Source organism: Paraburkholderia sp. HD33-4 (genome assembly GCF_021390635.1).
Lineage (GTDB): Bacteria > Pseudomonadota > Gammaproteobacteria > Burkholderiales > Burkholderiaceae > Paraburkholderia.
Window position 1 is genome coordinate 15,942 of sequence record NZ_JAJEJS010000004.1, and the last position, 25,731, is coordinate 41,672.

Sequence of the window (25,731 nt, forward strand, 5' to 3'; positions counted from 1 at the left end):
CCGCCATGAATTTAGATAAACTATCTGTATCTATCTTTAAAAAATAGAAAATCTATCTTTTATGGAAATCGATTTCCTCTCCAACCTCCTGCTCGTGGTCGATAGTGGTTCGATGGCCGAAGCCGCTCGCCGCGTCGGTGTGACACCGGCCGCCGTCGCGCAGCAGATTCATGCGCTCGAACGCGAACTCGGCGTATCGCTGTTCGTGCGTGCCGGGCGTACTGTGATTCCCACCGAAGCCGGGCATCGCGTAATCGAACGGGCGCGCGGGCTCGTCCGGGAGTTCTCGGAGCTTAAGGCGGTCGCGCTCGAAGGAGAGGCGACCGGTGAATTGCGGGTCGGCACGATCACCACGGCGCTGCTGAGTCTCTTGCCGGATGTGTTGGCCAGCTTTGCGAGGGCCTTCCCGAAAGCGAAGGTGCTGATCCGGGCGGGAACGTCCATGGAGCTGTATGAAACGCTGCAGCGCGGGGACCTGGACGTGGCGATCTGCCTTCATCCGGCGTTCGCGTTGCCCAAGGCTTACGACTGGCATCTGTTGCGCGAGGAACCGCTCGTCGTCGTTGCACATTCGAGGCTGGCCGGCCAGGAGCCGCATGAGCTGCTGCGCCGTGAGCCCTTTATCCGATACGACCGGTCGCTTGGCGGCGGCAAGCAGGCGGATCAATACCTGCGGGCGGCGAAGATCGTTCCACACGAGCTATTCGAACTGAATTCGCTGATGGCGATCGCTATGATGATCGACCGCAGACTGGGTGTGTCGCTTGTACCGGACATCGTTTCGCCTTTGACGTCCGGACTCGAGATTACGAGGATGCCACTGCCGATGAAAACAGAACCGCGGCGCTTCGGCCTGCTCTGGCAGCGAGCGTCGCCACGCGGACGTCTGATCAAGGGGCTTCTGCAGTGTGCAGAGCGAGTGTCGGATCTAGGGGGGTGAATCTCAATTGCGAGTGTGTCGCTGCCAGGAAGGTCTGTCACAAACTGTCGCAATGACGGCATAGCTCGCGACTACGGTCGTCGAAACGATTCGGATCCTAGCGTCAGCAACGGGTCGTGAAGACTCGTTCGCCGTTCCCGGAAGCCGACGTTCGACAGCATCTCATCGCGAACGACAGCAAAGCGGTGTGCTGCGGCCGTACGGCGGCTGGACGCTGAGCGTCGGCTATGGCCGAATTGTGCGCGTAGAACGTCCGTCAGGTTCCGGAGTACTGTAACCGTCCGACCGTGACCGTATAGACGCTCGATGAGGTCGTCGCCATGCTTTCCCGGGGCACATTTGTCACTGTGCCCATAAAGGAAATCATGGACACAGTAACCGAATTCACCGAAGTCAAAGGCGCCCGCAAGTATCGGCGGCGTACACCGGATGAGAAGCGCCAGATCGTCGAGGAGACGTTATCCAGTGGGCGTTCGGTGGCGGAGATTGCACGCAGTCACGAAGTGAACGCGAATCAGGTGTTCGACTGGCGTAAGCAATATCTCGAAGGACGGCTCAGCGCCGACGAGCGCGGATGTGCCTTGCTGCCGGTCACCGTGAATGAGGCCAGCGACAGCGGCCTGGCCGAACCGGCTGCATCTGCGCTTGCGGCACAGGGGCCCGGCACGATCCGAATCCAGTTGCCACGAGGCGACGTGTACGTTGAAGGGAGTGTCGATCCCGACACGCTGCGCGTGGTGATCCAGTGCCTGGCCCGATGATCGGTCCGCTGGCGAACACACGCATCTGGGTTGCCGCTGGATTTACGGATATGCGCTGCGGCTTCGATGGCTTGGCTGCGAAGGTGCAGACCGTGCTGGCGAAGGATCCGTTCTGCGGACACATCTTCGTGTTCAGAGGCAAACGTGGGAGTCTCGTGACATAGTGCATCCTTTGGTTAGAAACCAGGCAGCTTGAGTGATTTCTCTGCTTCCTGTCGGGCCTTGAAGTGAGGCGGTCGCCTTTCCTTGATGGCCCGTACACCTTCCCTGACGGCTTCGGAATCGAGCGCAGCAACAGGCACCTGCCAGGGCGCGGAGGGCATGAGTTGGGTCGCAGGCAGTATTCCCTCACGTATCAGGCGGTGAATCGAGCTTCCGTAGATTCCCAGTCGCCGTGAGGCCTCTTCCACGCTCATCGTCTCCGCATGCGACGCCGTTGGATCGAACGGCGCAATGCCCAGCCGTTCACGCATTTCGGTAACACGAACCGTGGTCCAGGTCTTGCCGTCTGGCGATTTGCATCGCATGCGGTTCATGGTCACCGCAAGCTCCCTGTCCGGCCACTGACCACCAAGCTTGCGCATGACCTCAACAGCACTGAAGTGTTGGCTGGACGGATATCGACCAACATTCACGCGTGCGACGCGCAGCTCCGTGTGCCGGCCACCGGTCCAATGAACCGTGGCGACAGCTTCGTTCGTGTCGTCGTCCAGATCAATCACGACCTCCAGAATGAGAATACGGGTCAGCCGCTGCTTTGTTCGCATGTCGGTGCCCGGCGCATTCCACGTCGCCGGGAGATCGTGCGCGAGCGTCATCAACTGTGTCTGGTCGATCGCGGGCCGGCTTGCAACCTCGCGGTCCAGAAGCGCTGCGCGCTCTTCGAGGTGAGCGACACGCTCGAGGGCCGCATTCCAGCGCGCTTCAAGCTCGCGTGCAACCAACCGCTTCATCGGATCGACAACCTCATACCGGCGTGCGGCGAGAGATGCGTCGTAGCGTGCTTCCTCGAGCTCACAGGCCAACGCACGACGCACATCGTCATCTGCGCGCGATATTTGCTGTGCAGCACGAATGGCCGCTTCCACCGCATGCTCCGAAACCACTTCGACAATCGCGGCCGCCACCGCCTTGTCGATACGTACTCCACCGATTCCGATGCAGCGAAATGCTCCGACATGTGCTTCGTCGCCGCGGCAGTAATAGCGATGCGCGTGGCCGGCTCTCATGCCGTAGTTGACTCGCATCATTCGACCGCACCGGCCACATCGCGCCAGGCCAGTCAGCAATGCGCGTCCGCCACGAGCAGATCGGCGGGAAGCGCGCTTCTTCATGTGTGTGTTCTCGGCGATCATCCTTCGATGCTCCTCGAACTGATCCCACGTGATATACCCTGGATGATGGTCTCGCAACAGGACGCTCCAGTCCTTCATCGGCTTGGAGTGACCTTCAGTCTTACGAGCCCGTCCGTCGACGACGGCAGTGCGTTGGGTCGTCCTTCCAAACACATACGCCCCAGCATAAACCGGATGTTCCAGGATCTGGACGACCGTGTGATATGCAGGCCGACTCCATTCGATCCGGACGCCGGCTGGGCCGTGCCGCGTGACGGGCAGCTTGACGTCCGATTGTATGGCCCATAGCAGCACCTGACGTGCGCTGCCGAGTTCGCGGAACTTACGGAAGAGCACCCGGATGGCCTCCGCAACCCGTTCGTCTGGATCGATCTCGATCTGCCCAAGCTCGTTCCAGCAGTAGCCCGGAGGTAGCGCGAAACGCAATTCGCCGCGCCGAGCCTTCGAATCACGGGCGGCAATGCCGCGCTGACGCAGCAGACTGAGTTCGTACTCCGACATCGTGCCTTTGAGTCCCAGCAGGAGCCGGTCGTTGACCAGCCTGGGGTCATAGATACCGTCGTGATCAACCACGACCGTGCCGACCAGTGCGCAAAGATCAATGAGATGGTGCCAATCGCGGCCGTTGCGCGCAAGTCGCGAGGCCTCGAGACAGAACACGGCGCCGACCGATCCTGCACACACTGACGCGACCAGCTTCTGGAATCCGGGCCGTTCGATACTGCCGGACCCTGAACGTCCAAGATCATCGTCGATGGTTATTACCGAAGCAAAGCCCATGGCCCGTGCAGATTCGGCGAGCGCGTACTGACGATTCTGGCTCTCCGTGTGCTCCACTACCTGGCTCATGGTTGACTGCCGGACGTAGACTACCGCACCTCGGCAGAGATGTTCAGCGGAGATCTTCTGGCTCATCGCGATCTCCTGGGTCGTTGGTGTTCGCCGGTTTGCCCAGCGCTTCCAGCAGAAGTGCCGCGAGCGCTTCGATCACTTCCTCCCGTCGATTCCCCACAATGTCTGCGTTGAACGTTGGGTCTCGGTGCAGTTCCAGCGGAAGTTGTACGCCGGGTTCTCTTTGCGGTCGTCTCATCGGAATGGCCCTCCGTTGACAGAGGTTCCGATGATCCTCCTGCGTCGCAGTGGCGCTTCCGGTCAGACAGGATGCGGCATAGGAGGGCCAGCGCATCCGCGCTCACCTGCGGCTCGCCGAGTGACATTGCCGAGCATGCCGACGCATCGAGCATCCACGCTGGCAATTCGCGGGAGATCTGTTGTGGAACGTCGAGATGAACCATCTGATTCCCACGACGCCCTGTACGGCGGACCAGTCTGTATTCCTGGCCATAGGCAGGGTGCCAGCGGTATGCGATCACAACGATTTGTGATCGGTATGTTGAATGTCGTGCGGCTTGGCGACCTCATCAAATGCCTGTACTGGCGTGACGGTGGACTATGCCTGTTCGCCAAGCGATTGGAGCGTGGGCGCTTTGCGTGGCCTCGTGCTGACGGCGGTATTGTTTCGCTGACCAGCGCCCAACTCGGCCTTCTGCTCGAAGGGTTTGACTGGCGACAGCCCGTCGATGCGGCCCGACCCTGCAGTGCTTTGTAAACGTATGTGACAACGCGCGCGTAGCGCAGTGCACGCGCGTAAACTCGCTGCATGGCATCCAGCAATGCTTCCCTCCCGGACGACATCGAGGCCTTGAAGGCTCTTGTGCTTGCGGGTGAGTCGGCGCTACGCGAGCGCGAAGGCGACCTTGCGGATCTGCGCAGCACGGTGACGACGCTCCAGCAGACACTCTCGGATCGTGCGCTCGAGATCGAGCACCTGAAGCTGTGGATCGCGAAGCTCCAGCGCATGCAGTTCGGGCGCAAGTCGGAGAAGATTGATCGCCAGATCGAACAACTGGAATTGCGTCTCGAAGATCTGCAGGCCGACGACGGTGTGGCGGCGGTCGATGAGCCGAAGCGGCGGACTCGCCCTGAAGCCGGCAAGCCGACAGGACGCAAGCCACTACCGGCGCACCTGCCACGCGAAGACGTTGTTCACCAGCCCGATGATGAAAGTTGCCCGCAGTGCGGTGGCACACTCGCCGAACTGGGCGAGGACATTGCCGAGCAACTCGACTACGTACCCGGCCATTGGCGGGTGATTCGTCATCGGCGGCTGAAGAAGGCCTGTACCTGTTGCGACTGCATTGTGCAGGCCACGGCGCCCAGCCGGCCAATCGATCGCGGCATGCCAGTCAGTGATTTACGCGCGCGACGGCGTGGAGCTCAGCCGCTCGACACTCGCGGACTGGGTCGGCCAGTGCAGTGCGTTGCTCCGACCACTCGTAGAAGTCATTCGCCGATACGTGATGGCTGCCGTGAAGATCCACGCCGACGACACGCCGGTACCCGTGCTCGAACCCGGAAACGGCAAGACACGGACGGCACGGATCTGGACATACGTTCGGGATGACCGACAGGCTGGTTCCAAGGAAGCGCCGGCGGTCTGGTTCGCATACAGTCCCACACGCTCGGGTGAATATCCACAAACCCATCTGAAGGGCTTCAAGGGAACACTGCAGGCCGATGCGTTCGCGGGTTACAACGCGATCTACGAAGGTGGTGCGGTGCGCGAGGCTGGATGCATGGCACATTATCCCGAGCGTGGCTTTATCTGGAGCGAAGCAGGTTGCCACCAACGGGTACACGGCATGTCTAAGGCTCGAACTCGACATAAGGTTTGATCGCGCTCACAACGACTGCAAGAACGCGAGCAGGTCGGCCTTGGGCTTCCATGGTTTTGTGGTCGTCGGCTCAATGCCAGCCTTCTTCCAGAACGCCTGCATGGCGTCGCGCTTTATCTGCAGGTTGATCGTGATGTAGCGACCTGTCGTTGCGACGCTCGCATGGCCAAGGTAGTCGCGAATCACTGTGACATCGGTTCCAGATTGGAGCAACGCGACGGCGCAACTGTGGCGCAAGACGTGAGGGGTGATGTGTTTTTGCAGCAACGCAGGGTTGTCGTGAGCCGCCGCAGTCGCGTACTTGGTGAGGATGTAGGCAATGCCGTCGCGTGTCAGGGGTTGCCCATGTCGATTGACGAACACGCACTGCCCGTTGGCGCCGCGGGACATGCCGCGAAGTCGATGTAATGCATTGGCTGTCTCGGGCCACAGCGGCAACACACGCTCCTTTTTACCCTTGCCACGCAGACGAACCTGCCTCGGCGCAGCCAATTGCAGATCGTCCCATTGAAGGCCCGCAGCCTCACTGACCCGAGCACCGCAGTTGTAGAGGAACAGCAGCAGCGTATAGTCGCGCCATCCGTCGCAGGTGCGTTTGTTCGGCATGTTGATGATCAATCGCACGTCTTCCGCCTCAAGGTAGGTTGATGGCTGCTGGCGCGCTTTCTTGGCAGGAATGGCCAACACCCGTATGTACTGTTGTGAGTGAGTCAGGTCGTTGCGCAGCAGGTGCTTGAAGAAGCCCCGGATAGCTGCACGTCGGCAATTGCGCGTCGCCGCCGAGTTCGATCGCTCAGCTTCGATGTGATCCAGGAAGCGTGTCACGACGTTGGCGTCGAGGTCGGCAAGCTGCAAGGAGACAACACCGCGACCGTTCTGCTCAGAGACGAACCTGAACAGCAACGTCAACGCGTCCCGGTAGGCGCGAATGGTATGGGTGCTGGCGCCACGTTGCCGCGGCAGGTACTCGGTGAAGTATGACTGCACGTGAGCGAACAGGCTGGGCGACGGCAAGCGGCTCATCGCATGCGGCGCTTGCCACGTGAGTGCTGTTCGAAGCGCTGGCTTGCCAGTTGCAGCAGTTGCGGCGTGGCGTTGAGATAGACTTCCGTGCCGAGCACATTCTGGTGCCCGAGGTAGGCAGACAACCATGGCAGCTTCGCATGCACGTCTGCACCTTCGACGGCCCACGCGGTCAGCCGATGCACGGCGAAGGCATGCCGGAACTCGTAAGGTCTAGCGCCCGAGCGCCCGCGCGGTGGCTTCATGCCGAGATCCCGCAGCAGGCCTCGCAACGCATCGGACGCTGCGCGCGGGGTGAGAGCCGATCCATCGCGACGGATGAACAACGTCATTGGATCGTCCGCACCGCTAGCCGCCAGTACCTTCTCACGGTACCGAATGTACTGCCGCAATTCTGCGGCAAGATCGTCGCGAATTGCCAGGATGCGCGAACGCCCCTTGCTCCGTTGAACCGTCAAGACAGCCCGACGCAGATCGACGTCGACCATGCTCAGTCTTGTAGCCTCGCCGAGCCGCATTCCGGTGCAATACAGCACGAGCGTGAGAGCGCGCAACATCGCGCCCCACATCATGCTGCGACCCTCGTGTCGCGTGGCGGCGTTCACCAGAGCGAGTACCTCTTCGCGGCTAAAGATGTATGGTGCAAATGCCGATTCCTTGACAGGTGCCAGTGCGTGATCCGGCACGAAGCAGTGCGGGTCGCTACGGCGACGGAAGAGGCAAAGCTGGCGAACGACGCCGAACTCGTTGCCCACCGTGATGGCCTTGCGGCCTTCGATCCTCACTACCCACTCCGTCACCGCCCGTTCCAATGATACGGAGCGTTCGCCGTAGTGGTCACGAACGAAGCGCACGAAGCTATTGAGCACAAACTCGGCACGCAGGTAGCCCATTCCCATGGCTCGCTTGAACGCCAGGAATTCCTTTGCGTCACGGGCCAGGGCAGCGGCGGTGATCTTCGTGCTCATCGCGGTACCGGCAGCGAGACTTCGCGCAGCGACTGCGTCGCGATGCGCACGTACGCCGACACCGACTCCGGGTCACGATGGCCGAGCAGGTCCGACAGCACTCGCGCTGTGGTGCCAATATCGAGTTGCCGTGCTGCGTTTGAATGCCGCAAGACGTGGCTGCCGAGGTAGGGAGCCTGAATGCCGGCGATCGCTGCATGCTTGATGAGGATGTGTCGAACCGCTGACGAGGCCGTGAACGCGCCGAATGGCACCTTCATCCGAACGAACACATGCCGCGTTGGAGTATGAGACGGTCGCCCATGACGCAGGTACCGCGCAAGCACTTTGGCCACCGGGGGAAGCAGTGGCAGGACGAAGTTCACCCCCGTCTTGGGGCGCGACATCTGCAGCGTGCCGGCGTTCCAGTCAATGTGCTGCAGTTGCAAGCCGATCACTTCGCCGGCGCCGAGGCCGTAGGTGCTCATCATCAACAGTAGCGCGTGGTCGCGCAGCCCGCGCGCCGTGCTCGTGTCCACCGCGCGCAGCAGTCGCTGAACGTCTTCCCAAGGTAAGGCACGTCGCGGTCGTTCGAATCGCGGTTGCACTGGCGAGATCACCGCGTCGGCCAGGTCGGCACGAGTGCGCCCGCTGAACAACAGGAATCGGGCAAAGGATCTGACCGTACTGGCGATGTCGGCAGTCGTCGAGCGAGCATAGCGACGGGCGCATCCGATGAGGAATGCGTCGATGTCGGGCAAACTTAACTGTCGCCATGACTTGCCGGAGCGACTGAGGTGCTCGAGAAGCTTGCCAACGTGGTCGAGCTTCTTGCGGATCGTGACCTCGGGGTTGCCCCGATGTTGCCGGAGGTGGGTTGCAAAGTCGCGCAGGACTGCCGTGACAGGCTGAGGACGGCGTTCGATGGGCCGCCATGGTGGCACTGGCGCGCCAACGAACTCATAGACGCGGTGCAGCGAGCGCATTGACGAACTTGCAAGATCGAGATGGCTGATGGGGATCCCGCGCAAATGCGCGTACCACGCCTGGAAGCGCTTGACCCCATCGCGCGTCAGCTCGCCAGCCTCGTCGAGACCGAGCAAGTCGCAGTAGCGTCTGAACCGGCTTATCCACTGCAGGTATTGCTGCGCGCTGCTCGCTCTGACGCAGCGGTCTGCGCGCCACACGCGCAGGATGTCCTGGGTGGTGGGCGCGCGTTCGGGTTGCAGTGTTCTATGGGATCGGGTGACCATACGGTTGGCGGCAACGGGTTGGGTTGTCGACCAGGATAGATCGTGCGCTCGTGCGCGTCAGGCCCCATCTTGTGTTGGCAGCCGTCAACAGGTTGCCGGCTACGGCCCCTAACCCCGAACCCTAGTGGTGGTGGTAGCTGTGCAAGCGCCCGGTCGTCGAGGTCAAGGCGAATGCGCGTCAGAAAGCCAGCGTCAACGACAAGGGCCACTTCGATATCGGCATCCCTCAGCGCTCGAACAGCACGCTGAACAGGCCCGAGGCGACGACGAAGCCAACGTACGGCTGCCGGCAGGGTCACTCCCAAGTCTCGCATACTGGCCGCGGCAGCCTCGATGCTCGTCGAACGTGCTACCGCGAAGATCGCCTCTTCAATCTCGGCAAGCAACCCAGGCAAGCGTGCTGCCAGAAAGTCGGGTAACAGGCTGAAGGTTCGGTGCCCTTGTGGGCAGTACCAACGGGCCACGCGGACACCGGAGGGCTTGGCCCGCGCGTAGCTTCCATGGCGGGCAAAGTCGCAGCCGCCGGAAGGATGCAGTGGGCAGGCTGGCAGCTTCGCAATCGTCCACTCACGACCGGCGACATAAGCTTCCACGCCAGTACTTGTGTGCATCGGAATCTGCAAGGCCATCTCCAACTGCGCCAACGGGAATCTGGGCGCAGGAAGATATTATGCCGAGTGCACGCAGGCCCCACCGCCTACAAGCGGGGGCCGCACGCGTCAGTCTCCAGATAAAGCGACGCTCGGGATAATGATCCTTGTACTAAACCGCTGACGCGGTAGTGGGAGGGAAGCTCACCTCGGTGGCTGACGTTTCATGCGGACGACTCTGTGGCGCCAAACCACAACGAGCTGCGCGGTCCACCAGGAGCAGTATGTGGACGCCCGATTGGGCATTCCACTTACTGTTTCCAGGAGGCGCGCCATGACACCATTGCGACAACGCATGCTGCAGGACATGCAGATCCGCAATCTCGCGGATAACACTCAGCAATCCTATCTGTTGCAGGTTTCAAGTTTTGCCCGGCACTTCCGCCGTTCGCCTGAACTGCTGGGTCCCGAGGAGATCCGGGCTTGGCTGGTCTACCTCCGTGAAGAGCGCAAGCTCGCGCCCGGCAGCCTCGGCCCAACGATCGGCGCGCTGCGCTTCCTCTACCGCGTGACGCTCAAACGCGACTGGAGCGACGAGGATTTTCCGTTGCCCAGGAAGCCGGTCCGACTGCCGGTCATTCTCAGCCTAGAGGAGATCACCACCTTCCTCGAGTCGATCGCCAGTCTCAAGCAGCGCACCATCCTGATGACCGCGTACGCCGCAGGCCTGCGGGTGTCAGAAGTCGTCCACCTGAAGGTCACCGATATCGACAGCCAGCGCATGGTCATCCGCGTGAACCAGGGCAAGAACCGTAAGGATCGCTACGTCATGCTGTCGCCGCGGCTGCTCGAGATCCTGCGAACATACTGGCACGATGCTCACCCTCGCGACTGGCTGTTTCCTGGCGATATTCCTGGCAGACCTATTTCTCGCGATGCGGTCGCATTGGCCTGCCGAGTCGCGCGCCAGCGCAGCGGCATCCAGAAACCGATTACGCCCCATTCGCTGAGGCACGCGTTCGCCACGCATCTGCTCGAGGCCGGCACCGACGTGCGCAGGATCCAGCTGCTCATGGGCCATCGCGCCCTGTCCACGACGGCACGCTATCTCAAAGTGGCGACCAGCACCGTGTGCGCCACCACCAGTCCCTTTGATCTGCTGCCGCACCCCGCACCGATTCCAACCCAGCCGCCCGCGCCCGAGTACTTCTGAGTGCGGCCATGCGACCGGCGCTCGAAGTGGCGGACATCTTCCGCCGCTGCGGCCCGAACTATCGGCAGACGCATGCCGACGGACTCAGCCGTGCCCAGCGGCGTGCGATGAGCGCGATCGAACTGTGCCGCACCGCCGCGCTCGGCGGCCATGTCGAACAGTGCGACGCCTGCGGCCACCAGCGGATCACCTACAACTCGTGCCGGCATCGCGCCTGCCCGAAGTGCCAGTCGCTCGCCCGCGCGCAATGGCTTGAACACCGGCAGGCTGAGCTGCTGCCCGGGGTCGAGTATTTCCACGTGGTCTTCACGCTGCCCGAGCCCATCGCGGCGCTCGCGTGGCAGAACAAACGCGTGCTCTATGACATCCTGTTCCGCACCAGCGCCGAAACCCTGCGCACCATCGCCGCCGATCCGAGACACCTGGGCGCGGAAATCGGCTTCATCACGGTACTGCATACCTGGGGGCAGAACCTGCAGCATCATCCGCACGTGCATTGCGTGGTACCCGGCGGCGGCGTCGCCCCGGACGGCGAACACTGGATCGCCTGCCGTCCCGGTTTCTTCCTGCCCGTGCGGGTGCTCTCGAGGCTATTCCGGCGACTGTTCCTTGAACAACTGCACCATGCCTTCTACACCGGCGCGTTGCATTTCTACGGCCAGCTTGAACCGCTCGCCGACATCCGGGCGTTCGCCACCTTTCTCGCACCGGCCGCACAGGCAGAATGGGTCGTCTATGCGAAGCCTCCCTTCGGCGATGCCCGACACGTGCTCGACTATCTGGGCCGCTACACCCACCGCGTGGCCATCTCGAATAACCGGCTGGTCAGCTTCGACGACGGCCACGTCACCTTCCGGTGGAAAGACTATAAACACCCCGCCGCAACAAAGACGATGACGCTTGAGGCCGACGAATTCATCCGCCGCTTCCTGCTGCACGTGCCGCCCGACGGCTTCAAGCGTATCCGCAGTTACGGGTGGCTCGCCAATCGCCACCGGACCGCCAGGCTCGCCACCTGCCGCCGGCTGCTCGACGTCGTGGCTCCCGCGGACGAAATGCCCGACCCGACGGAAGACTACCGCGACCGTTACCACCAACTCACTGGCAGGTCCCTGCGCGATTGCCCCGTCTGCGGCAAGGGGCACATGGTCTGCATCGAAACCTTCCTGCCCGGTGCATTGCCGCGTGCGCCGCCACCCGCTCACCATGTTCACTGATGCGCGCTCGCACCACGACCTGTCACGTTGCCATGCATTCCGGATGGCAACGTGTCCGGCCTTGCGCCACCGACTCCTTGCCGTAGGGGAGCCCTCCGCAATCGGCACCCCTGACCTCGCCAACAGAGCGCTCACACATCCTCACGCACCCATCCACCCGGTTTCATCGTCGTCCGGCGCCCGGCCAACGCGGGTGGTGCACGCTGGATGACCTCGCCGATCATTCAATGCCCATAACTGCCACCGCCTGCGGAGCGGTTCAGCACAAACGATTTTTTATTTACCGCTCGCGGGCCAACGCCGCCGGTCCGGCTCATGCATCCGAAGCCGCGACCGATAAACAAAAAATCCTCTGCCTTATCTGGAGCTCCAGATAAGGTTCACGCGCGCCGCAAATTCCATGATCTGTTCGTCGCGCGCAGGAACGAGGTCAACACTGAAGCGTTGCGCCGGATCGGAGAACTGTACGCAATTGAGGCCGCGATTCGAGGCAAGCCGCCCGACGAGCGAAGACATGTCAGGCAGGAGCAGGCGCGTCCGCTACTCGACGCCCTCGAGATCTGGCTGCGCTCGACATTGAGTACGGTGTCGCAGAAAGGCGATACCGCCAAAGCCATTAACTACGCGCTGAACCAGTGGGCTGCGCTCACGCTGTACGTCGATGACGGTGGCGTCGAAATCGACAACAACGCAGCTGAACGCGCTTTACGTGCGGTCGCTCTCGGCCGAAAAAACTACCTGCACTTCGGCTCCGACAGCGGTGGCGATCGCGGCGCCGCGATCTACACTCTGGTTGCCTCCGCCAAACTGAATGGCCTCGATCCCGAAGCCTACCTGCGCCACGTCATCGCTCGCATCGCCGAGCATCCCGTCAATCGCGTCGACGAGCTGCTCCCCTGGGTCGTTGCCGATCAGCTTCACTTCGACGTCGCCTGAACTCAACACGCTGTCAATAACGGTCGTGGTCGGACGCTTACGGAGTACTGCAGCCGTTCAAGGAAGGTTTCCCCGCGCGCTGAACGGCAGGTCGTGGCCGGTCCCCGCCTTTCGACGAGGGCAGGTCCGTCCCGGCATCGATAGCCAAATGCCTATCAGCCTAATGTCTTGCGCCCCGCAAGTAAAAGTCCGAATCTTGAAGGGGCCCCCCCACACTAACAGCTCATTTTTCACGACTTTTCGTTACCCGATTCAGGTAACGGTTAAACGCTGCATCGTCGCCCCCAAAGGACTGCACGATGCTGTAATCCGCCCACCAGATCAGCCGCTCGAGCACGGCGCGTCTGGATAGACCACAATGCGCCTCCAGACGTTCGAGTGAAAAGCACTCGCGGCCGTTCATCGTCACCACCAGCCGCTTGTCATCCGATTCCGCCTCGTCCGCCGGCACTGACTGGGCCAACACCTCCGAGACAGCCGGCAAGCTCTCGCTCGACATGCTGCGGCGTGGACGCCCTGAGACCGCGCGACGGGCCTGCGCCAACTCTTTGCGCAGCCGCTCACATTCGACTGCGAGCTCGTCATACTCATTTTTCGTTACAGTAACGGGTTTTTCGTCCGCCTTATGCCGAGCTCGAAAGGCCGCCTGGCGCTGCGCGTTTGACATGGCGTCAGGCTTGCGCGGTCGGCCACGGCCTCGTTTTTCCGTTACGGGAGCCGCATGTAACGAAATATTCTTGTGACCTGCCATTCGGCTCCCCGTCTGGAATGGAATCATCCATGTTTTACGTTACTAATAACGAAAAATAAATGACGGCCGATTTTCGTAGACACATACGACGGTCCTACCTCTTCGTCGGCATTCCACCCATTGCACCGCGCCTGATCTTCTCCTTCAGCCGGGCATCGATGAGCTTCTGGAGAGCCCCTGTGGCGCGACAATCTGGATGGGAGACCGGCGCGTCAGTCGGTGAGGTCGATGCCGTAACGCGTGACGATGGCTTTGAGCACGCGTTTTACGCTCTCGCGTTTGATCCCGATGAGCATCGTCGAAGTGCAGTTGTTCACCATGAAAGGCGGAACGGCGTTGAACCTCTTCCTGCAGCCCATGCCTCGGCTCTCGGTCGACATCCACGTGGTCATGGTTCGCAGGGATCAGGGCCGCGACGAAGTTATAGCAGCGATCAGCGGTCAGTCATTCCGATCGCGACAATTGGCTCCTTCAATTGATGCCGGTTGCAGTGAATCTGCTCCCAGCCTCCCACGAGCGGACGGATCGCTGCGGTGGCCTGCGTTAGCCACCTATTGAAACTATTAGCCGGCAGAGCGTTCGCCGTCCGGGAGGACCGGATGCTGCGCCTCCCACTCGCGACGGGTCTTCGCCAATTCCTCCGCAAGCAACTGCTCGTCCGGAAGTACGGTGTGGTACTCAGCAGCGAGCACCTTGTTAGGCAGGCCGTCAAGCGCATAGCGCGCAATTGCCGCGTTGGTTCTGGCACACAGGATCAGGCCGACCGGCGGGTTTTCGCCGGGTAGCGTCCAGTGCTCCTTTGCATAATTACAGTACATGTGCATCTGCCCGACATCGGCATGGTTAAGCTCAGTCAATTTCAGATCGATGATCACAAGGCATCGCAGGCGCCTGTGGAAAAACAGCAGGTCTACGCGAAACCAGCTCTCACCGATCCGCAACCTTCGCTGCCGTCCGACGAACGTAAAGTCGCCACCGAGTTCGAGCAGGAAGTCTTCGAGACGATGGATCAACGCTTCTTCCAGGTCACTTTCGGAATACTCGTCTTTCAGGTCAAGGAACTCGAGTACGTACGGATCCTTGATCGCCTCCTCGGGGCTCACGGCCTCGCCCGGCCTCGCGGCCGCGCCCTTCTCAAGCATTGCGTGCTTGTTACGGGACATCAGCGCGCGCGTATAAAACTGACTGCCAATCTGCCTTTCAAGCTGCCGCACGCTCCAGCCGCCGCGCAGGGCTTCCGCTTCATAAAACGCCCGCTCTTCGGACGAACGCGTCCGTCGCATTAACCTGACGTAATGCGTCCACGACAGAGGGAAACGTTCGGCCAGTTGCTGAAGCCCAAAATCCCGAATCGGTGATTCGGATTTTCGCTTCGGCGCGAGAGCCCCGGATTTCCGAATCACTGATTCGGAAATCTCACCAGGCTGATAGCTCAGGTAGAACAGGCGCATCAACTCAAGATTGTCGGCACCGAAGCCACGTCCAAACCGCCCGGTAAGATCGCTCGACAGGCGTTGCAGGACCTCTTGTCCATAAGCTGCACGCTCGTGCCCACGCTGCTCCAATTCAACGATCCGCCGGCCAACCAGCCAGTAGGTTGCCGTCATGAGGGCATTGATGCTGCGCGCCGCAGCCCGCCTTGCCTCTTCGAGCAGTGCGATCACGTCGATCAGGGTATTGCTGTAGTCGTCCTTGGCCGGAGGTTTACCGCTCATCGTCTCAGTTTTCAGGATTGATATCGAGGGAAGGATACCCGACCGGCGGCTGTCGCTGGCAGTGCTCGTCGTGCGGCTCCGCCAACGGCCTAGGTCTGCCGGCGACAACAGGCAAGGCGCCAGCAGGTGCGGGGCAACGCTCTTGTGTAGCTCACGTCGATCGGGCGCACGGCGCAATGCACGCCCTCTTATTTCTCCGTTCCTTGACGCCAATTGCTCTTCGAAAAATAGGGCGGCATCACGACAAGTCTGATAGGTCGTATTAGCAGCCTTGCGTTTCCCGGCTTATCTCATCTAGCCAAGCAAATCTGCACTGGCTTAATGAGAATCATATCCTTCGGTCGTTCCGATGCTGCCGTCCGGGATGCTTCCCGTCAGCGCCGTGGATGACAGCAGTCTCGGGGGCCAATGGCACCTCGGGCGCAGGCAATCGCCCGCCTCGGGGTTTCAAAGGGGCTTGCCCCTTTGGCACGCGATATTTTGCGCAGCGCGTAGCGTTGCGTAAACATATCCGACGTGCCTCGCCGCTAGATCGCCATCACTCGCCCTGCCCCGAAATCCCGCGCCGCTCTCCCGCTAATCCTGCGCTATTCAGCGTGGATACATCGTTGTTCCTGCAACGCCCTACGGTTGTCCATCTCCTATACTCTACCTGTCCTACTCTCGTCCTACATTTTTCATGGACAACGAAACAATCGCCGCGCGCCTGCGCGACCTGGCCAGCAACAGCCCCGGGCGCGGCAAAACTGCCCGCCTGCGTCAGCTACTTCCGGACGTCGAAGCCGCTCTTGCCGCAGGCGTGCCGGCCAACGAGATCCGTGCGGCCCTGGCTGAATATGGTCTTCATCTGACACACCGCACGTTCCACGGCACTCTCTACCGCCTGCGCAAACAGGCACGCAGCGCGTCGATGCCACAAGCCCAAGCCCGCACGACCGTAGACCCGGCTGGCGAATCGGCATTGCGCCCCACACCCCAAAACGGCACCCGTCCCTCCGTCACCGGGCAAATCAAGAGCAAGGAGCAATTGCGCGCCGAAAATCCGACCCTGCCAATGCTTCAACTCTCCAAGCTCTACGCCGAGCAGTTCGGCCAGCCGTCGATCAATGCCGAAGCGATCGAGGAACTGAAACGCAGATTCCCCCAGCATTTGAAGGCCTGACCGGATCGCCCCTCCGCCCCGCGTCGGGGCGGGCCTCTCCCCACGCGTCCCGCGCGGGTCCCCGTGGCCCTCGATCCGGGCGCGCGGTACGCGCGACAACACGGCGATCCGCGCAGGCCCACAGTCTGTCTTCAGAAAGGAAAACGCGGCGGTGCATCGTCTCGAATCCAGCCCTATTTGGTTGAGCGCACAACAAAAAAACCGCCCGGACCTGCGCCCGGACGGCTGTGCGGAATCGCCCGCGCTGATGCGGGTGCGTGTCAATCTGTACCGGCTTCCTCCACGTCGTACTCTGCCTGTGCGTTTGACCTCTCGTCTGGACTGGATTCGGCGTCTTCGTCTCCTTCCTCGTTGTCGTGCCATAGGTAGGTCGTGCGTTCCGGGACCGCACGATTGCGCAGCACTTCCGGCAGCCACCCCGAGTCAAGCATGCGAAGCTCGGCAGCGGTTGCCGCATCGCCCTTCTTCATCCCGCGCAGTTCGCCCGCCGCCTTCGGTGAGACGCTTTCCCCTACCACGGCCACGATCCGGTCTTTTGGTACGTGCTCGAAATAGCCCGCGCGCGTAGGTTTCCAGTAACGCGCGAGATCCACGGCGAGCGTATTGGCAACTTCGTTGACCGTGTGCGGACGGTCCGCCGCGCTGATCCCGTCCACGGTCGCCGCGACGCAAAAGGCGAAGAGATTTGACATGACGTCCGTGTCCTGTTGCAGCAGCCACGGCAGCAGTTCATCGGCGCTCCTGGGCAGCATGCGCGCCCATTTCGAGCGCTCCCCTTCCAGTGCCTTCCAGGCCACGCTCTCGGCCATGTCGTCAGCATTGGACACCAGCGCGTCCCGCGAAGTATGCACGTCGATCTTTACCGCGTGGTCGATGTACGCCCGCGCGTAGAGGTCATCGAACACTACCGGAATCATGCGCTGCATCAGCACGGCCAGTGCCACGCCCGGCAGCTGCGCAAGCTCGATCTGCACGGCAGCGGTCCGGTGCGCGGTCAACCGCTTGCACAGCTTTTCGCCATGCATGGGTCGCTCTTTCGGCTTGCGCGCCGCGCCTGCAATCGCACTGTCCGCACGCGATGCATCCGTCGGCGCGCCCTGTGCCGCTTCCCGGCGGGCGAGTCCGCGCTCGATACACACCCGCCCGTCATCGTCCAGATAGACATACGCCCCGGCCTGCTTCATGTCCTCCGCGTCGAAAGTCTCGAAGCGTTCCGCGTACTGGTCCACCGCATACACCGCGGCGGTGGCCGCCGCTTCGAGGCGTTCCTGCCGTGCCTCGTCGGGCTCCCCATCGTCATCGTAATACGCGTCGAGCTCGCTCTGTGCCGCGTCGCGCGTCGCGGTCAGCTCCGCGAGTTCCGCCTTCTCCTTTTTTGTCGGTTTGCGCGTAGTCGAAGCAATGCGCCCATGACGCATGAGTTCCAGGCCTTCATAGCGCGTCCTCGTCTCCACAAACGACCAGCCTTCCGCAGCGACCGTCTGCGATAGCTCCACAAGCCGGTCCGAGGCAAGGCGATGCAGCAATGCAGCGTCCTCGATATATCCGGCATGGGCGTCGTCACTGAACAGGTCGCGACGGACGCGCCCGCCCGCCGCCTCGTAGGCATCGAGGCCCACAAACCGCGCCAGAGCGCTGCCGCGCGCATCGATTTCCTCACGCGTAATGGTCGCGCGCAGTTCGCCGGGGCGGCGTTGCCAGCCGTTCACCGCATCGTTCCAGATGCGCTCCTGCGTCGCGTGATCTTCGGCGAGTACGAGCACTTTGGCCTGCTCATAATCGAGCCGGTCATCGCGAAGCAGGTCTAGCAGCGCAGGCGCAAGGTTTGCGATTTTCAGCGCACGCCTCACGGCCACCTCTGGAATCTTGAACAGGGCCGCGATATGCGCGACGCTCTTGCCCTCCTCCGTCAGCAGCCGAAACGCCACGCATTCGTCCGCGATATGCATGTCCTCACGCTCGCGGTTTTCGATCAGCGACGCGGCCAGAGCTTCGCCTTCGCTGACGATTAACACCGGCACCTGGTAGTCGTTCGTAATCCGTCCCTGCTCGAACAGGAGGTTGAGCGCAGCCAGGCGACGCTGTCCCGCGCTGACGCCCAACTGGGGCAGCCTGGCTCGCCCCTTCATTTCGTGCACAACCAGGTTCTGGATCACCCCTTTTTCGTGAATCGTTTCGGCCAGCGACTCAATACCGCCAGGCGCTCTCTTGCGCACGTTCAGCGGCGAAAGTGAGAGGCGCGACCAGGCAACATATTCGATCCGGGGCCGCCCGGATTCATGCGCGGTGGCTACTGCTGTTTCTACCGTTGTGCTGACTTTCATCGGATATCTCCGGTTATCGACCAGAACGATTCTGGCCTCATCTTCAACATAGGACAATTTGCCCTATATAAAAACAAGAACGTCATTTTTTATTTAAATAGATTTTCTCATTTAATAGAAATTTATTTTTAAAGTGCGCCTAACGTAAACTTGTTAATAGGGCAAATTGCCCTATACTGAAGATGAGGCCGAAGTGTTTTCGGTCGATAACCGGAGATATCCGATGACCACTGAAATGCAAGACCGTATTACTTCCTCTGTCGTCCCCGAAGAACTGCGCCTGAATGTGCTGCCGCGCTATCTGGGTCGCCACCACATCAACGGCGAATCTCTCGTCTATGACTGGGCCGCACGCCTGTATTGCGGCTATGACGGTGGCTTGTGGCACTACTTCACACTGTCCAACGGCGGGTTCTACATGGCCCCTGCCAACATGGGCCGCGTGCACGTGCGCTGGCATCTGAACGGCTACAGCGACATGATGGGCGCGGATGCCTTCGGCGTTACCGTGACGCTTTTCGCGCTCTGCCACCTCGCGGAAAAAACGCTGGACGACACCATCATTGAACGGTTCCATCAATTGCGTGAGTTCGCCACGCAGCACACGGAAGCCGCCAACATTCTGCGCGCCATCGACTAGGCAACCGGCCCCGGCCTGCGGGCCGGGCCAGCTACTTCATTGGAGAAAGACATGGGTACGCTCGCAAGCAGCTTTAGCAGCAACGCAGTTGTCCGGCGCTCGGATCACCCGCTGACAAACGATGAAATCGCGGAAGTTGCGCCTTCCGTCCTCGCCCACGCCGCACACGAAAGCCGTTCGGCGCGCTATAGCTACATCCCGACGATTGATGTGCTCGATGCCCTGCGCAAGGAAGGCTTCCAGCCCTTCATGGTCTGCCAGACCCGCGTGCGCAATGACGACATGCGTGAATACACGAAGCACATGCTGAGGTTGAGGCACGCCGACCAGATCACCGGCATGCGCGAAACGAATGAGGTCATCCTGCTGAACAGCCACAACGGCAGTTCAAGTTATCAGATGATCGCCGGAATGATCCGCTGGGCGTGCCAGAACGGAATCGTGTGCGGCCATGAACTCAGTGATATTCGCATACCGCATAAGGGCGATGTTATTCGCGAAGTCACAGAAGGTGCCTTTAAGGTGCTTCAAAGCTTCGGGGAAACTGAACGGCAGCGCGAAGGCATGGCGGCGACCGTGCTTGACGAAGCCGAACAGTTGGCCTTTGCCCGCGCTGCACTCACGCTGCGTTACGACGAGGACAAGCCTGCGCCGGTCACGGAGCGGCAACTTCTCGCGCCGCGCCGTGCTGAGGATCGGTCGCCTGATCTGTGGACCACGTTTAACCGTCTCCAGGAAAACATGATTCGCGGCGGGTTGCATGGTCGCAACGCGAGCGGTCGGGCCACCACGACCCGAGCGGTTACGGGTATCGACCAGAATATCCGCCTGAATCGTGCCCTGTGGGCGCTGGCTGACGAACTGCGCCGCCTGCGCAGCTAACCAGATCGCCCCGGCCTGCGGGTCGGGGCGCATCCCGACAGGGGAATATCCCATGGACACACTCAACACCCGTCCTTCGTGGCTCGCCACCCTGCTACCCTTGCTGGCTGTCTGGCAATACGGAGACCGAAATATCGTGCGTGCCGAACTGCACCGCATGGCATTGTCTGCTGACGCGGCAGCGCATTCCGCCGACGCGCTCCACCGCATTGCCAACATGCTCGACCGCGAGGGCAACCCGGTCGAGATGCACCGTGAGGAATTGCGCGCCATCGCACGTGCCGCTCTCGCGGCCTTTGATCGGGTACCGCCTTACGCACCCGTCACGACCATCATCGGGCACCGGGAACAATTGCACTAAGACTTGGCTGACTGACAGTCAATCCGCGCGTAGGGTTGCGCAAGCCTGAGGGGCTGATATGACTACCTAATTGACCATCGCCGAAATCGAACTGACCATCAACTATCGGTGCGCCCAGTAAGCACCTGGCGACGGCACGCTGTGCCCAACGGCGCGCCCGCTTGCCAACCTCTACGGCCTGATGATCTACGAGCGTGCCTTGTCAGTTGACGTGTCGCGGCTCACACCGGAACAACTGGACGCGATCGGCGTCGCTTCGTATCAGCGGGAACTGCCGATTGACGGCACGACGTGCCATCCGATAGCGGCCTTCGCGGGCCGCCTGTCTAAACCCGCCACGCCTCGGGCCATCGCGGCCGTGCCCGAGAGGCCCTCCCCCTGCAAGCAGGAAGGCCTGATAATCGAGGGAACGTCGCGCGCGCCGCGCGCCCGGATCGAGGCGCACGGGGACCCACGCAGAATGCGTGGGGAGAGCGCCGGCGCGCCGCGGATCGCGGCGTGACGATCCGGATCGGGCCTGAGTGGACCACGGGACGGGGTCGTCAAGCGCCCAGAGGGCGCGTGTTTCCCCCGCGGCGAAGCCGTGGGGGCTGGATGCTGAGCGACGTGTGGAGGTACGTGCCGTAAGATCGGGCGACACCCTACCCCAGTTTTCCGGAAGGCCCGTTCAGAATGAGTGCCCCGACGTATGAACAAGAGGTTTCTATGAGTGATTTTTATACACATATACGCCCGGAGTGTCTGGTTCCCTGGGTTCAAGGCTGGAAACAACCCACTGGGGTGGAGGTTCGCGAGGTAATCCGCCGGGCCGGCCTGACCGGAAGCGAAGCAGCAGTTCTCGTGGGCTTGAGCGGAAAAGGCGCAAGCCGCCAGATAAGACGCTGGATCAGCGGTGAATCGCATATCCCATACGCCGCGTGGGCGCTCCTGTGCCATGCGGCAGGTCTCGGCAACATTTGGTTAATCCAGGTCGATGAAATGCGCGAACTTCGGCGCGAACATCCTGTTGAATAGCAACTGTCGGTGCGTCGCGATTTGTTTCCAATCTATCTCCCCTCCCTATTCAGTGCGATCGGCACCGCGTACTCCATAAAGATCTCGTCCCGCCACGCCCCGGGTGGCGGATCGACATCGAACAGGTCTTCCATGCGGATATCTTTCCCAGCCTTGTAGCTAGTGCACATGGCTTCCTCGATGGGCGTCTTGATCAATGGCCACGGAAGGCGACAACTGCGAAACCGCCATCGCAAGTTCGTCGAGCAGCTGAAAGAGCTGGCTCGCGCATGTGATACCTCCGGTGCGGGGTCCATGCGAGCCCGAGATTGTCAATCGCTCTTTCCAGCTTCACTCCGAGGTAGCTGCCGATATCGTCGCGAGACATGCGCAGCGGAAACTCATCTTCAGCACAGCCGCGCACCTTTTGTCGGCGCGATAGGGGAAGCAGAAGAATCGCGGCGCGCTGTTCGGCGGTCACCGTGCTCAGAAGCATTCCGAGACGCGAACGCTTCATCATCTCCGAGCTCAGTAGCCGGTGCATGTGATCCTGCACGGGACAGGCTTCTTCACACATGTTCCTGAGCGGCGCAAAAGGCACGACACGGACGTGGCTGTCTTCGAGTGCGACTGCGTTGAAAATGTGGGTCCCGCTGAACACTCCGTCGATCCCAATTACATCACCCGACATCCTCAAACCAGTTACATGCTCCAGACCCTCACCGTTTGCGACGAGCAGCTTGAGCGATCCAATAAGCACCGTGTAGAGAGCACGCAATGGATCATTCGTGCGATAAGCATCTCTCCTCGACGTACGTCACGCGTCGCGCCATGGATGGAATCAGGTCGGGAGGCCACCCTGACTAAAGCTCGGTGGCATACACGCCGAGCGCCGTGCACATCCGGAGCAGCGGACGGAGGTACGTTGCTGGGGAGTCGGCGTAGTTCTACGTTCCGGCAACGGAAATGACAAGTCGGGCGGCAGAACCGCCGATCGGGCTGCGAAGGCTGAGTTTTCGGATGAGTAAATGATCAATGCTCATCGATCGAGGAAGGGACGTGCAATGAGAGATGAGTTCAGGTCAACCGACGCGCGGATCTGAAGTCGTCCACAGTTGGAAGTCTTTTTCGGTGCGGCGGATTGCCCTAGGATCGCTTTGCATTAAGACCCTTAGTTCCGATCATCTCGATTGTAAGAAAACTACGGAATACGTATTGAAGAGTACATCTCTACGGGAAGTTTCTTTAAACCCAGCATCTCGGCTGTGAGACCAATTATCTCGAGAATAACTCGCGAAAAAAGCGTGGAACATTCAAGCCAGAATTGGCTCAAGTAGCTGATTTGGCGCGATTTTATCGCCTGTCAAATTCGCATGGCCTTGTTTCACGGCCACAGTCCTCAAGTTATTTCGAGCTTTCGGGCGGGAAGGCACGCCAACCCTGGCAGTCAGGCCGCAACGTTTACTTGCGGTGTCCCTGTTTACCGTTTACAGTCCAGTCAATTCGCCAATCGCGAGTGTATAGATCACCGAATGGCGACTCGATCACCGAACAACGCTAACGACAAAGGATGGACTGTATGGGCGCAACTGCCAAACCCATTGTGTCGATCGATGCGACTGTAAAACACACTCCAATGCGTATCGCTCTGGAGGATATCGAGATCATCTCAGAGCACGCCAACGAAACGCTCCTCACGGTCCGGGAGCAAATGCTCCTGCCTCATCCAAAGAAGCACGCTCCGGTGTTCTCGACTTCCCGACTTGCCTCCCTATGCAGAATGGATCGCAAGAAGGTGAATTACTACTGGGAGAAGGCGGACCTAGGTCTCCCCCAAGGCACGATCTTGCCACGGACGCGTGAATTCACGCTAGTCGAGGCTCGCGAGTGGGTCAGGAAGGTTGGCCCCTTCCCTGCCCGACCCGCGGGCGTCAAGGGGAAGAAGATCGCTATTGGTAACTTCAAGGGGGGCGTGACTAAGACAACCTCCGCAATGACCCTTGCACAGGGTCTTTCCTTATTTGGTCGACGGGTTTTGCTTGTAGATCTGGATCCACAAGCGTCGCTCAGCGCACTCAATGGAGTCATCGCCGACAGCGAGGTTTCAGACGATCAAACGATCCTGCCGCTCATCTACGGCGAGCAAAGCAGTCTGGAGTACGCCATTCAGTCGACCTACTGGGATGGAATTGACCTGATCCCGGCGAGCGCCTCGCTCTTCGGTGCGGAGTTCTATCTGCCATTCAAGCAGTCGAAGGATTCGAATTTCCGGTTTTGGGACGTTCTCAACGCAGGCCTCGAGCCGTTGCTCGACAAATACGACGCGATCATTATCGACACTCCGCCCGCCCTCTCCTACGTCACGATCAACGCCTTCATGGCCGCTGATGGCCTGGTGGTGCCTATTCCCCCGAATGCCCTGGACTACGCGTCGTCAACCCAATTCTGGTCGCTGTTCACGGATCTTGCCCGAAGCATGAAGAAGATCGTTCCTGATCTTGAGAAGCAGTTCGACTTCATCCACGTCTTGCTGACCAAGGTCGACTCCAGTCAGATCGCGACAAACAAGGTCCGCGAGTGGATTACGAGTTCGTACGACAGCTTGGTGCTGCCGATCGAGATTCCGACGACTACAGTCACCACGACGGCGTCGATGGAGTTCGGTACCGTCTACGACATCTCGAAGTACGAAGGTAGCAATAAGACTTATCAGCGCGCCCGAGAGGCGTACGACCGGTTTGCGGAAATGATCGACCAACAGATCACGTCCCTCTGGAGCGCCGAAGTGGAAAGCAACGTGGCGGAGGTAGCATGAGTCTCCGAGACAAACTAGCGGCCAAGAATGCTGCGATTGCCGCTGCAACTGAATCGGGTCGCGGCATTCCGCGACCACCGGTCGAAATGCCTAGGACAGCGCCAGGCAGGCTGCTCGAAGCCATGCCGATGCTCGCCGAAAAGGAAAAAGAGGTTGAGGCACTGGCGGCCGAACTCGCCACGATGCGGGAGAGGCTTGAGAACGCCTCTAACGCCGGGGCCGATCTCCCTTTGGATCAACTGGTGGAAATCACCGGCCGGCGCCGCAAGATGTCGAAGGAGAAGTTCGTCGAGCTGCGCGAGAATCTGCGGCACAACAAGCTTATCCATCCCGTCGTGGTCCGGCGCATTGATGACGGCCGGTACGAGATCGTCTCTGGTCATCACCGGGTTGACGCTTACCGTGAGATCGGTCGCGAAGCTATTCGCAGCGTAATCATCGAAGGCTCGGACGACGAAGCGACAGACGGCGCTTTCAACGCCAACCTCATGCAGTCGGGCCTCACCGACTATGAGAAGTATCTTGGCTTCAAGATCAAGCTGGAACGCACGCAGGGCATGACCCAGGCGAAGCTTGCTGAGCTGTCTGGGCTTTCGACGACGTTGATGTCGTACATTTTCTCGTTCGATCAGCTGCCGGTTGACGTCCTGTCGATGGTCGAGGAAAAACCGGATCTGCTCGGTGCGACGGCCGTTGCGGCGCTCGCAGGCTATACCAAAGACGGGAAATCTGAGCAGGTGACCGCGGCAGTAAAGAGACTTGCGGCTGGCGAAATTGATCAGGGCCAGGCAGTTAAGCTCGCCGCGCACGATCCTTCCAAGGCAAAGAAGCCGGCACCGACTCCGGTCACAGAGAAGATCAAGCAGGGAAAGTCTCTGTACTGCGAAATCCGCAGGGCAGGTAGTGTCTTGCGCCTGAACTTCCAGACGGACGAAGAAGCAGAGCGCATTCAGGCTGCTTTAAGGCGCGTGCTGGAAGAGGAATCCAAGGCAAAAGCAGCAGTTGAGAGCGAAGCCTAAAACAAAAAACCCTTTGAAATCAATGACTTCAGTTTCTGAATCCCTCAGGGGAGTCGAAATGGACTAACGGAAAGCAGAAAAACAAAAGCCCTCGGCTGG

Annotated in this window: 24 protein-coding genes and 4 pseudogenes; 17 read left to right on the forward strand and 11 right to left on the reverse strand. The window is 60.6% G+C overall.

The genetic code is table 11. From position 1 onward, the window contains the following. Positions 1-61 precede the first annotated feature (61 nt). From L0U84_RS42020 to tnpB (L0U84_RS44330), 3 genes are all read left to right on the forward strand, one after another. Positions 62-940 (forward strand): LysR substrate-binding domain-containing protein, encoded by an 879-nt coding sequence (locus L0U84_RS42020; RefSeq protein WP_233859977.1) that lies wholly within the window; start codon positions 62-64, stop codon positions 938-940. A 365-nt stretch (positions 941-1,305) separates the two neighbouring features. Next, complete coding sequence (gene tnpA / locus L0U84_RS42025) at positions 1,306-1,701, forward strand: IS66-like element accessory protein TnpA (protein WP_233859979.1); 396 nt, start codon at positions 1,306-1,308, stop codon at positions 1,699-1,701. Further along, a complete protein-coding gene (gene tnpB, locus L0U84_RS44330) occupies positions 1,698-1,865 on the forward strand; it encodes an IS66 family insertion sequence element accessory protein TnpB (protein WP_442794135.1) in 168 nt (55 codons plus the stop codon). The genes tnpA and tnpB (L0U84_RS44330) overlap by 4 nt, the downstream gene beginning before the upstream one ends. Positions 1,866-1,877: 12 nt before the next feature. Here tnpB (L0U84_RS44330) and L0U84_RS42030 read toward each other — a convergent pair whose 3' ends face one another. Then, the gene (locus tag L0U84_RS42030) at positions 1,878-3,971 is read right to left on the reverse strand and encodes a recombinase family protein (RefSeq protein ID WP_233847935.1); all 2,094 of its coding nucleotides are present in this window, start codon (positions 3,969-3,971) and stop codon (positions 1,878-1,880) included. After that, the gene (locus L0U84_RS42035) at positions 3,949-4,146 is read right to left on the reverse strand and encodes a hypothetical protein (RefSeq protein ID WP_233847938.1); all 198 of its coding nucleotides are present in this window, start codon (positions 4,144-4,146) and stop codon (positions 3,949-3,951) included. Before L0U84_RS42035 ends, L0U84_RS42030 begins: the two co-directional genes overlap by 23 nt. 300 nt (positions 4,147-4,446) lie before the next feature. Between L0U84_RS42035 and tnpB (L0U84_RS42040) the strand changes: the two genes are divergently transcribed. Then, the gene (gene tnpB, locus L0U84_RS42040; RefSeq protein ID WP_442794136.1) at positions 4,447-4,665 is read left to right on the forward strand and encodes an IS66 family insertion sequence element accessory protein TnpB; all 219 of its coding nucleotides are present in this window, start codon (positions 4,447-4,449) and stop codon (positions 4,663-4,665) included. Positions 4,666-4,716: 51 nt separating this feature from the next. Then, positions 4,717-5,701, forward strand: a pseudogene (locus L0U84_RS42045) (IS66 family transposase); the annotation flags it as partial. A gap of 96 nt (positions 5,702-5,797) precedes the next feature. On the opposite strand, the gene L0U84_RS42050 reads toward L0U84_RS42045, so the two are convergent. Genes L0U84_RS42050 through L0U84_RS42060 form a run of 3 tightly spaced genes read right to left on the reverse strand, consistent with a single transcriptional unit; the run spans position 5,798 to position 9,014 of the window. Further along, positions 5,798-6,814 (reverse strand): site-specific integrase, encoded by a 1,017-nt coding sequence (locus tag L0U84_RS42050; RefSeq protein WP_233859981.1) that lies wholly within the window; start codon positions 6,812-6,814, stop codon positions 5,798-5,800. Further along, positions 6,811-7,782, reverse strand: coding sequence for a tyrosine-type recombinase/integrase (locus L0U84_RS42055; RefSeq protein ID WP_233859984.1), 972 nt, complete (start codon positions 7,780-7,782; stop codon positions 6,811-6,813). The genes L0U84_RS42050 and L0U84_RS42055 overlap by 4 nt, the downstream gene beginning before the upstream one ends. After that, the gene (locus L0U84_RS42060; protein ID WP_233859985.1) at positions 7,779-9,014 is read right to left on the reverse strand and encodes a site-specific integrase; all 1,236 of its coding nucleotides are present in this window, start codon (positions 9,012-9,014) and stop codon (positions 7,779-7,781) included. The genes L0U84_RS42055 and L0U84_RS42060 overlap by 4 nt, the downstream gene beginning before the upstream one ends. Positions 9,015-9,938: 924 nt before the next feature. On the opposite strand from L0U84_RS42060, the gene L0U84_RS42065 reads away from it, so the two are divergent. From L0U84_RS42065 to tnpC, 3 genes and pseudogenes are all read left to right on the forward strand, one after another. Beyond that, positions 9,939-10,817, forward strand: a complete 879-nt coding sequence (locus L0U84_RS42065) for a tyrosine-type recombinase/integrase (protein ID WP_233859986.1) — start codon at positions 9,939-9,941, stop codon at positions 10,815-10,817. A gap of 8 nt (positions 10,818-10,825) precedes the next feature. Beyond that, on the forward strand, positions 10,826-12,034 hold the full coding sequence (locus L0U84_RS42070; protein ID WP_233859987.1) for an IS91 family transposase: 1,209 nt from the start codon (positions 10,826-10,828) through the stop codon (positions 12,032-12,034). Positions 12,035-12,415: 381 nt separating this feature from the next. Next, positions 12,416-12,970: pseudogene (tnpC, locus tag L0U84_RS42075) on the forward strand (IS66 family transposase); the annotation flags it as partial. A gap of 223 nt (positions 12,971-13,193) precedes the next feature. Here tnpC and L0U84_RS42080 read toward each other — a convergent pair. Together L0U84_RS42080 and L0U84_RS42085 are read right to left on the reverse strand one after the other, a co-directional pair. Continuing rightward, positions 13,194-13,721: a hypothetical protein gene (locus L0U84_RS42080; protein ID WP_233859988.1), complete on the reverse strand. Its 528-nt coding sequence runs from the start codon at positions 13,719-13,721 to the stop codon at positions 13,194-13,196. Positions 13,722-13,933: 212 nt separating this feature from the next. After that, positions 13,934-14,101 carry a hypothetical protein gene (locus L0U84_RS42085; protein ID WP_233860407.1) on the reverse strand — a complete coding sequence of 56 codons (168 nt, stop codon included), beginning with the start codon at positions 14,099-14,101 and terminating at the stop codon, positions 13,934-13,936. Here L0U84_RS42085 and L0U84_RS42090 point away from each other — a divergent pair. Further along, positions 14,079-14,279, forward strand: a complete 201-nt coding sequence (locus L0U84_RS42090; protein WP_233860377.1) for a hypothetical protein — start codon at positions 14,079-14,081, stop codon at positions 14,277-14,279. The genes L0U84_RS42085 and L0U84_RS42090 overlap by 23 nt on opposite strands. 5 nt (positions 14,280-14,284) lie before the next feature. On the opposite strand, the gene L0U84_RS42095 is transcribed toward L0U84_RS42090, so the two are convergent. Continuing rightward, positions 14,285-15,436, reverse strand: coding sequence for a PDDEXK nuclease domain-containing protein (locus L0U84_RS42095; protein ID WP_233859996.1), 1,152 nt, complete (start codon positions 15,434-15,436; stop codon positions 14,285-14,287). A 679-nt stretch (positions 15,437-16,115) separates the two neighbouring features. Here L0U84_RS42095 and L0U84_RS42100 point away from each other — a divergent pair. After that, on the forward strand, positions 16,116-16,598 hold the full coding sequence (locus L0U84_RS42100; protein WP_233859998.1) for a hypothetical protein: 483 nt from the start codon (positions 16,116-16,118) through the stop codon (positions 16,596-16,598). Positions 16,599-16,858: 260 nt separating this feature from the next. Here L0U84_RS42100 and L0U84_RS42105 read toward each other — a convergent pair whose 3' ends face one another. Continuing rightward, positions 16,859-18,922, reverse strand: a complete 2,064-nt coding sequence (locus tag L0U84_RS42105) for a ParB/RepB/Spo0J family partition protein (RefSeq protein ID WP_233860000.1) — start codon at positions 18,920-18,922, stop codon at positions 16,859-16,861. A gap of 223 nt (positions 18,923-19,145) precedes the next feature. Between L0U84_RS42105 and L0U84_RS42110 the strand changes: the two genes are divergently transcribed. The 5 genes and pseudogenes from L0U84_RS42110 (at position 19,146) to L0U84_RS42125 (ending at position 21,819) form a co-directional block, all read left to right on the forward strand. Next, on the forward strand, positions 19,146-19,562 hold the full coding sequence (locus L0U84_RS42110) for an antirestriction protein (protein ID WP_233860002.1): 417 nt from the start codon (positions 19,146-19,148) through the stop codon (positions 19,560-19,562). Positions 19,563-19,613: 51 nt separating this feature from the next. Beyond that, positions 19,614-20,444 (forward strand): DUF932 domain-containing protein, encoded by an 831-nt coding sequence (locus tag L0U84_RS42115; RefSeq protein ID WP_233860003.1) that lies wholly within the window; start codon positions 19,614-19,616, stop codon positions 20,442-20,444. Between the two features lie 52 nt (positions 20,445-20,496). Then, positions 20,497-20,805 carry a hypothetical protein gene (locus tag L0U84_RS42120; RefSeq protein ID WP_233860004.1) on the forward strand — a complete coding sequence of 103 codons (309 nt, stop codon included), beginning with the start codon at positions 20,497-20,499 and terminating at the stop codon, positions 20,803-20,805. Between the two features lie 136 nt (positions 20,806-20,941). After that, positions 20,942-21,307, forward strand: a pseudogene (locus L0U84_RS44335) (DUF3717 domain-containing protein); the annotation flags it as partial. Positions 21,308-21,510: 203 nt separating this feature from the next. Next, positions 21,511-21,819 (forward strand): helix-turn-helix domain-containing protein, encoded by a 309-nt coding sequence (locus tag L0U84_RS42125; RefSeq protein ID WP_233860005.1) that lies wholly within the window; start codon positions 21,511-21,513, stop codon positions 21,817-21,819. A gap of 32 nt (positions 21,820-21,851) precedes the next feature. Here L0U84_RS42125 and L0U84_RS42130 read toward each other — a convergent pair whose 3' ends face one another. Continuing rightward, positions 21,852-21,989 (reverse strand): hypothetical protein, encoded by a 138-nt coding sequence (locus L0U84_RS42130; protein ID WP_233860006.1) that lies wholly within the window; start codon positions 21,987-21,989, stop codon positions 21,852-21,854. Positions 21,990-22,012: 23 nt separating this feature from the next. Beyond that, a pseudogene (locus L0U84_RS42135) lies at positions 22,013-22,582 on the reverse strand (cyclic nucleotide-binding domain-containing protein); the annotation flags it as partial. A gap of 795 nt (positions 22,583-23,377) precedes the next feature. Between L0U84_RS42135 and L0U84_RS42140 the strand changes: the two are divergent. Further along, positions 23,378-24,613, forward strand: coding sequence for a ParA family protein (locus tag L0U84_RS42140; RefSeq protein WP_233860009.1), 1,236 nt, complete (start codon positions 23,378-23,380; stop codon positions 24,611-24,613). Next, positions 24,610-25,632 (forward strand): ParB/RepB/Spo0J family partition protein, encoded by a 1,023-nt coding sequence (locus L0U84_RS42145; protein WP_233860011.1) that lies wholly within the window; start codon positions 24,610-24,612, stop codon positions 25,630-25,632. The genes L0U84_RS42140 and L0U84_RS42145 overlap by 4 nt, the downstream gene beginning before the upstream one ends. Positions 25,633-25,731: the final 99 nt, after the last annotated feature.

Excerpts from the sequence above, each read along its gene's own strand:
- L0U84_RS42110 (WP_233860002.1), top strand. The coding sequence starts at position 19,146 with ATGACCACTGAAATGCAAGACCGTATTACTTCCTCTGTCGTCCCCGAA.
- L0U84_RS42050 (WP_233859981.1), bottom strand. The coding sequence starts at position 6,814 with ATGAGCCGCTTGCCGTCGCCCAGCCTGTTCGCTCACGTGCAGTCATAC.
- L0U84_RS42130 (WP_233860006.1), bottom strand. The coding sequence starts at position 21,989 with ATGTGCACTAGCTACAAGGCTGGGAAAGATATCCGCATGGAAGACCTG.
- L0U84_RS42035 (WP_233847938.1), bottom strand. The coding sequence starts at position 4,146 with ATGAGACGACCGCAAAGAGAACCCGGCGTACAACTTCCGCTGGAACTG.
- L0U84_RS42095 (WP_233859996.1), bottom strand. The coding sequence starts at position 15,436 with ATGAGCGGTAAACCTCCGGCCAAGGACGACTACAGCAATACCCTGATC.
- L0U84_RS42105 (WP_233860000.1), bottom strand. The coding sequence starts at position 18,922 with ATGAAAGTCAGCACAACGGTAGAAACAGCAGTAGCCACCGCGCATGAA.
- L0U84_RS42085 (WP_233860407.1), bottom strand. The coding sequence starts at position 14,101 with ATGTCGACCGAGAGCCGAGGCATGGGCTGCAGGAAGAGGTTCAACGCC.
- L0U84_RS42120 (WP_233860004.1), top strand. The coding sequence starts at position 20,497 with ATGGACACACTCAACACCCGTCCTTCGTGGCTCGCCACCCTGCTACCC.
- L0U84_RS42115 (WP_233860003.1), top strand. The coding sequence starts at position 19,614 with ATGGGTACGCTCGCAAGCAGCTTTAGCAGCAACGCAGTTGTCCGGCGC.
- L0U84_RS42125 (WP_233860005.1), top strand. The coding sequence starts at position 21,511 with ATGAGTGATTTTTATACACATATACGCCCGGAGTGTCTGGTTCCCTGG.
- L0U84_RS42100 (WP_233859998.1), top strand. The coding sequence starts at position 16,116 with ATGGACAACGAAACAATCGCCGCGCGCCTGCGCGACCTGGCCAGCAAC.
- L0U84_RS42065 (WP_233859986.1), top strand. The coding sequence starts at position 9,939 with ATGACACCATTGCGACAACGCATGCTGCAGGACATGCAGATCCGCAAT.
- L0U84_RS42090 (WP_233860377.1), top strand. The coding sequence starts at position 14,079 with ATGCCTCGGCTCTCGGTCGACATCCACGTGGTCATGGTTCGCAGGGAT.
- L0U84_RS42140 (WP_233860009.1), top strand. The coding sequence starts at position 23,378 with ATGGGCGCAACTGCCAAACCCATTGTGTCGATCGATGCGACTGTAAAA.
- L0U84_RS42070 (WP_233859987.1), top strand. The coding sequence starts at position 10,826 with ATGCGACCGGCGCTCGAAGTGGCGGACATCTTCCGCCGCTGCGGCCCG.
- L0U84_RS42055 (WP_233859984.1), bottom strand. The coding sequence starts at position 7,782 with ATGAGCACGAAGATCACCGCCGCTGCCCTGGCCCGTGACGCAAAGGAA.
- L0U84_RS42030 (WP_233847935.1), bottom strand. The coding sequence starts at position 3,971 with ATGAGCCAGAAGATCTCCGCTGAACATCTCTGCCGAGGTGCGGTAGTC.
- tnpB (WP_442794136.1), top strand. The coding sequence starts at position 4,447 with ATGTTGAATGTCGTGCGGCTTGGCGACCTCATCAAATGCCTGTACTGG.
- L0U84_RS42060 (WP_233859985.1), bottom strand. The coding sequence starts at position 9,014 with ATGGTCACCCGATCCCATAGAACACTGCAACCCGAACGCGCGCCCACC.
- L0U84_RS42145 (WP_233860011.1), top strand. The coding sequence starts at position 24,610 with ATGAGTCTCCGAGACAAACTAGCGGCCAAGAATGCTGCGATTGCCGCT.
- tnpA (WP_233859979.1), top strand. The coding sequence starts at position 1,306 with ATGGACACAGTAACCGAATTCACCGAAGTCAAAGGCGCCCGCAAGTAT.
- L0U84_RS42020 (WP_233859977.1), top strand. The coding sequence starts at position 62 with ATGGAAATCGATTTCCTCTCCAACCTCCTGCTCGTGGTCGATAGTGGT.
- L0U84_RS42080 (WP_233859988.1), bottom strand. The coding sequence starts at position 13,721 with ATGGCAGGTCACAAGAATATTTCGTTACATGCGGCTCCCGTAACGGAA.
- tnpB (WP_442794135.1), top strand. The coding sequence starts at position 1,698 with ATGATCGGTCCGCTGGCGAACACACGCATCTGGGTTGCCGCTGGATTT.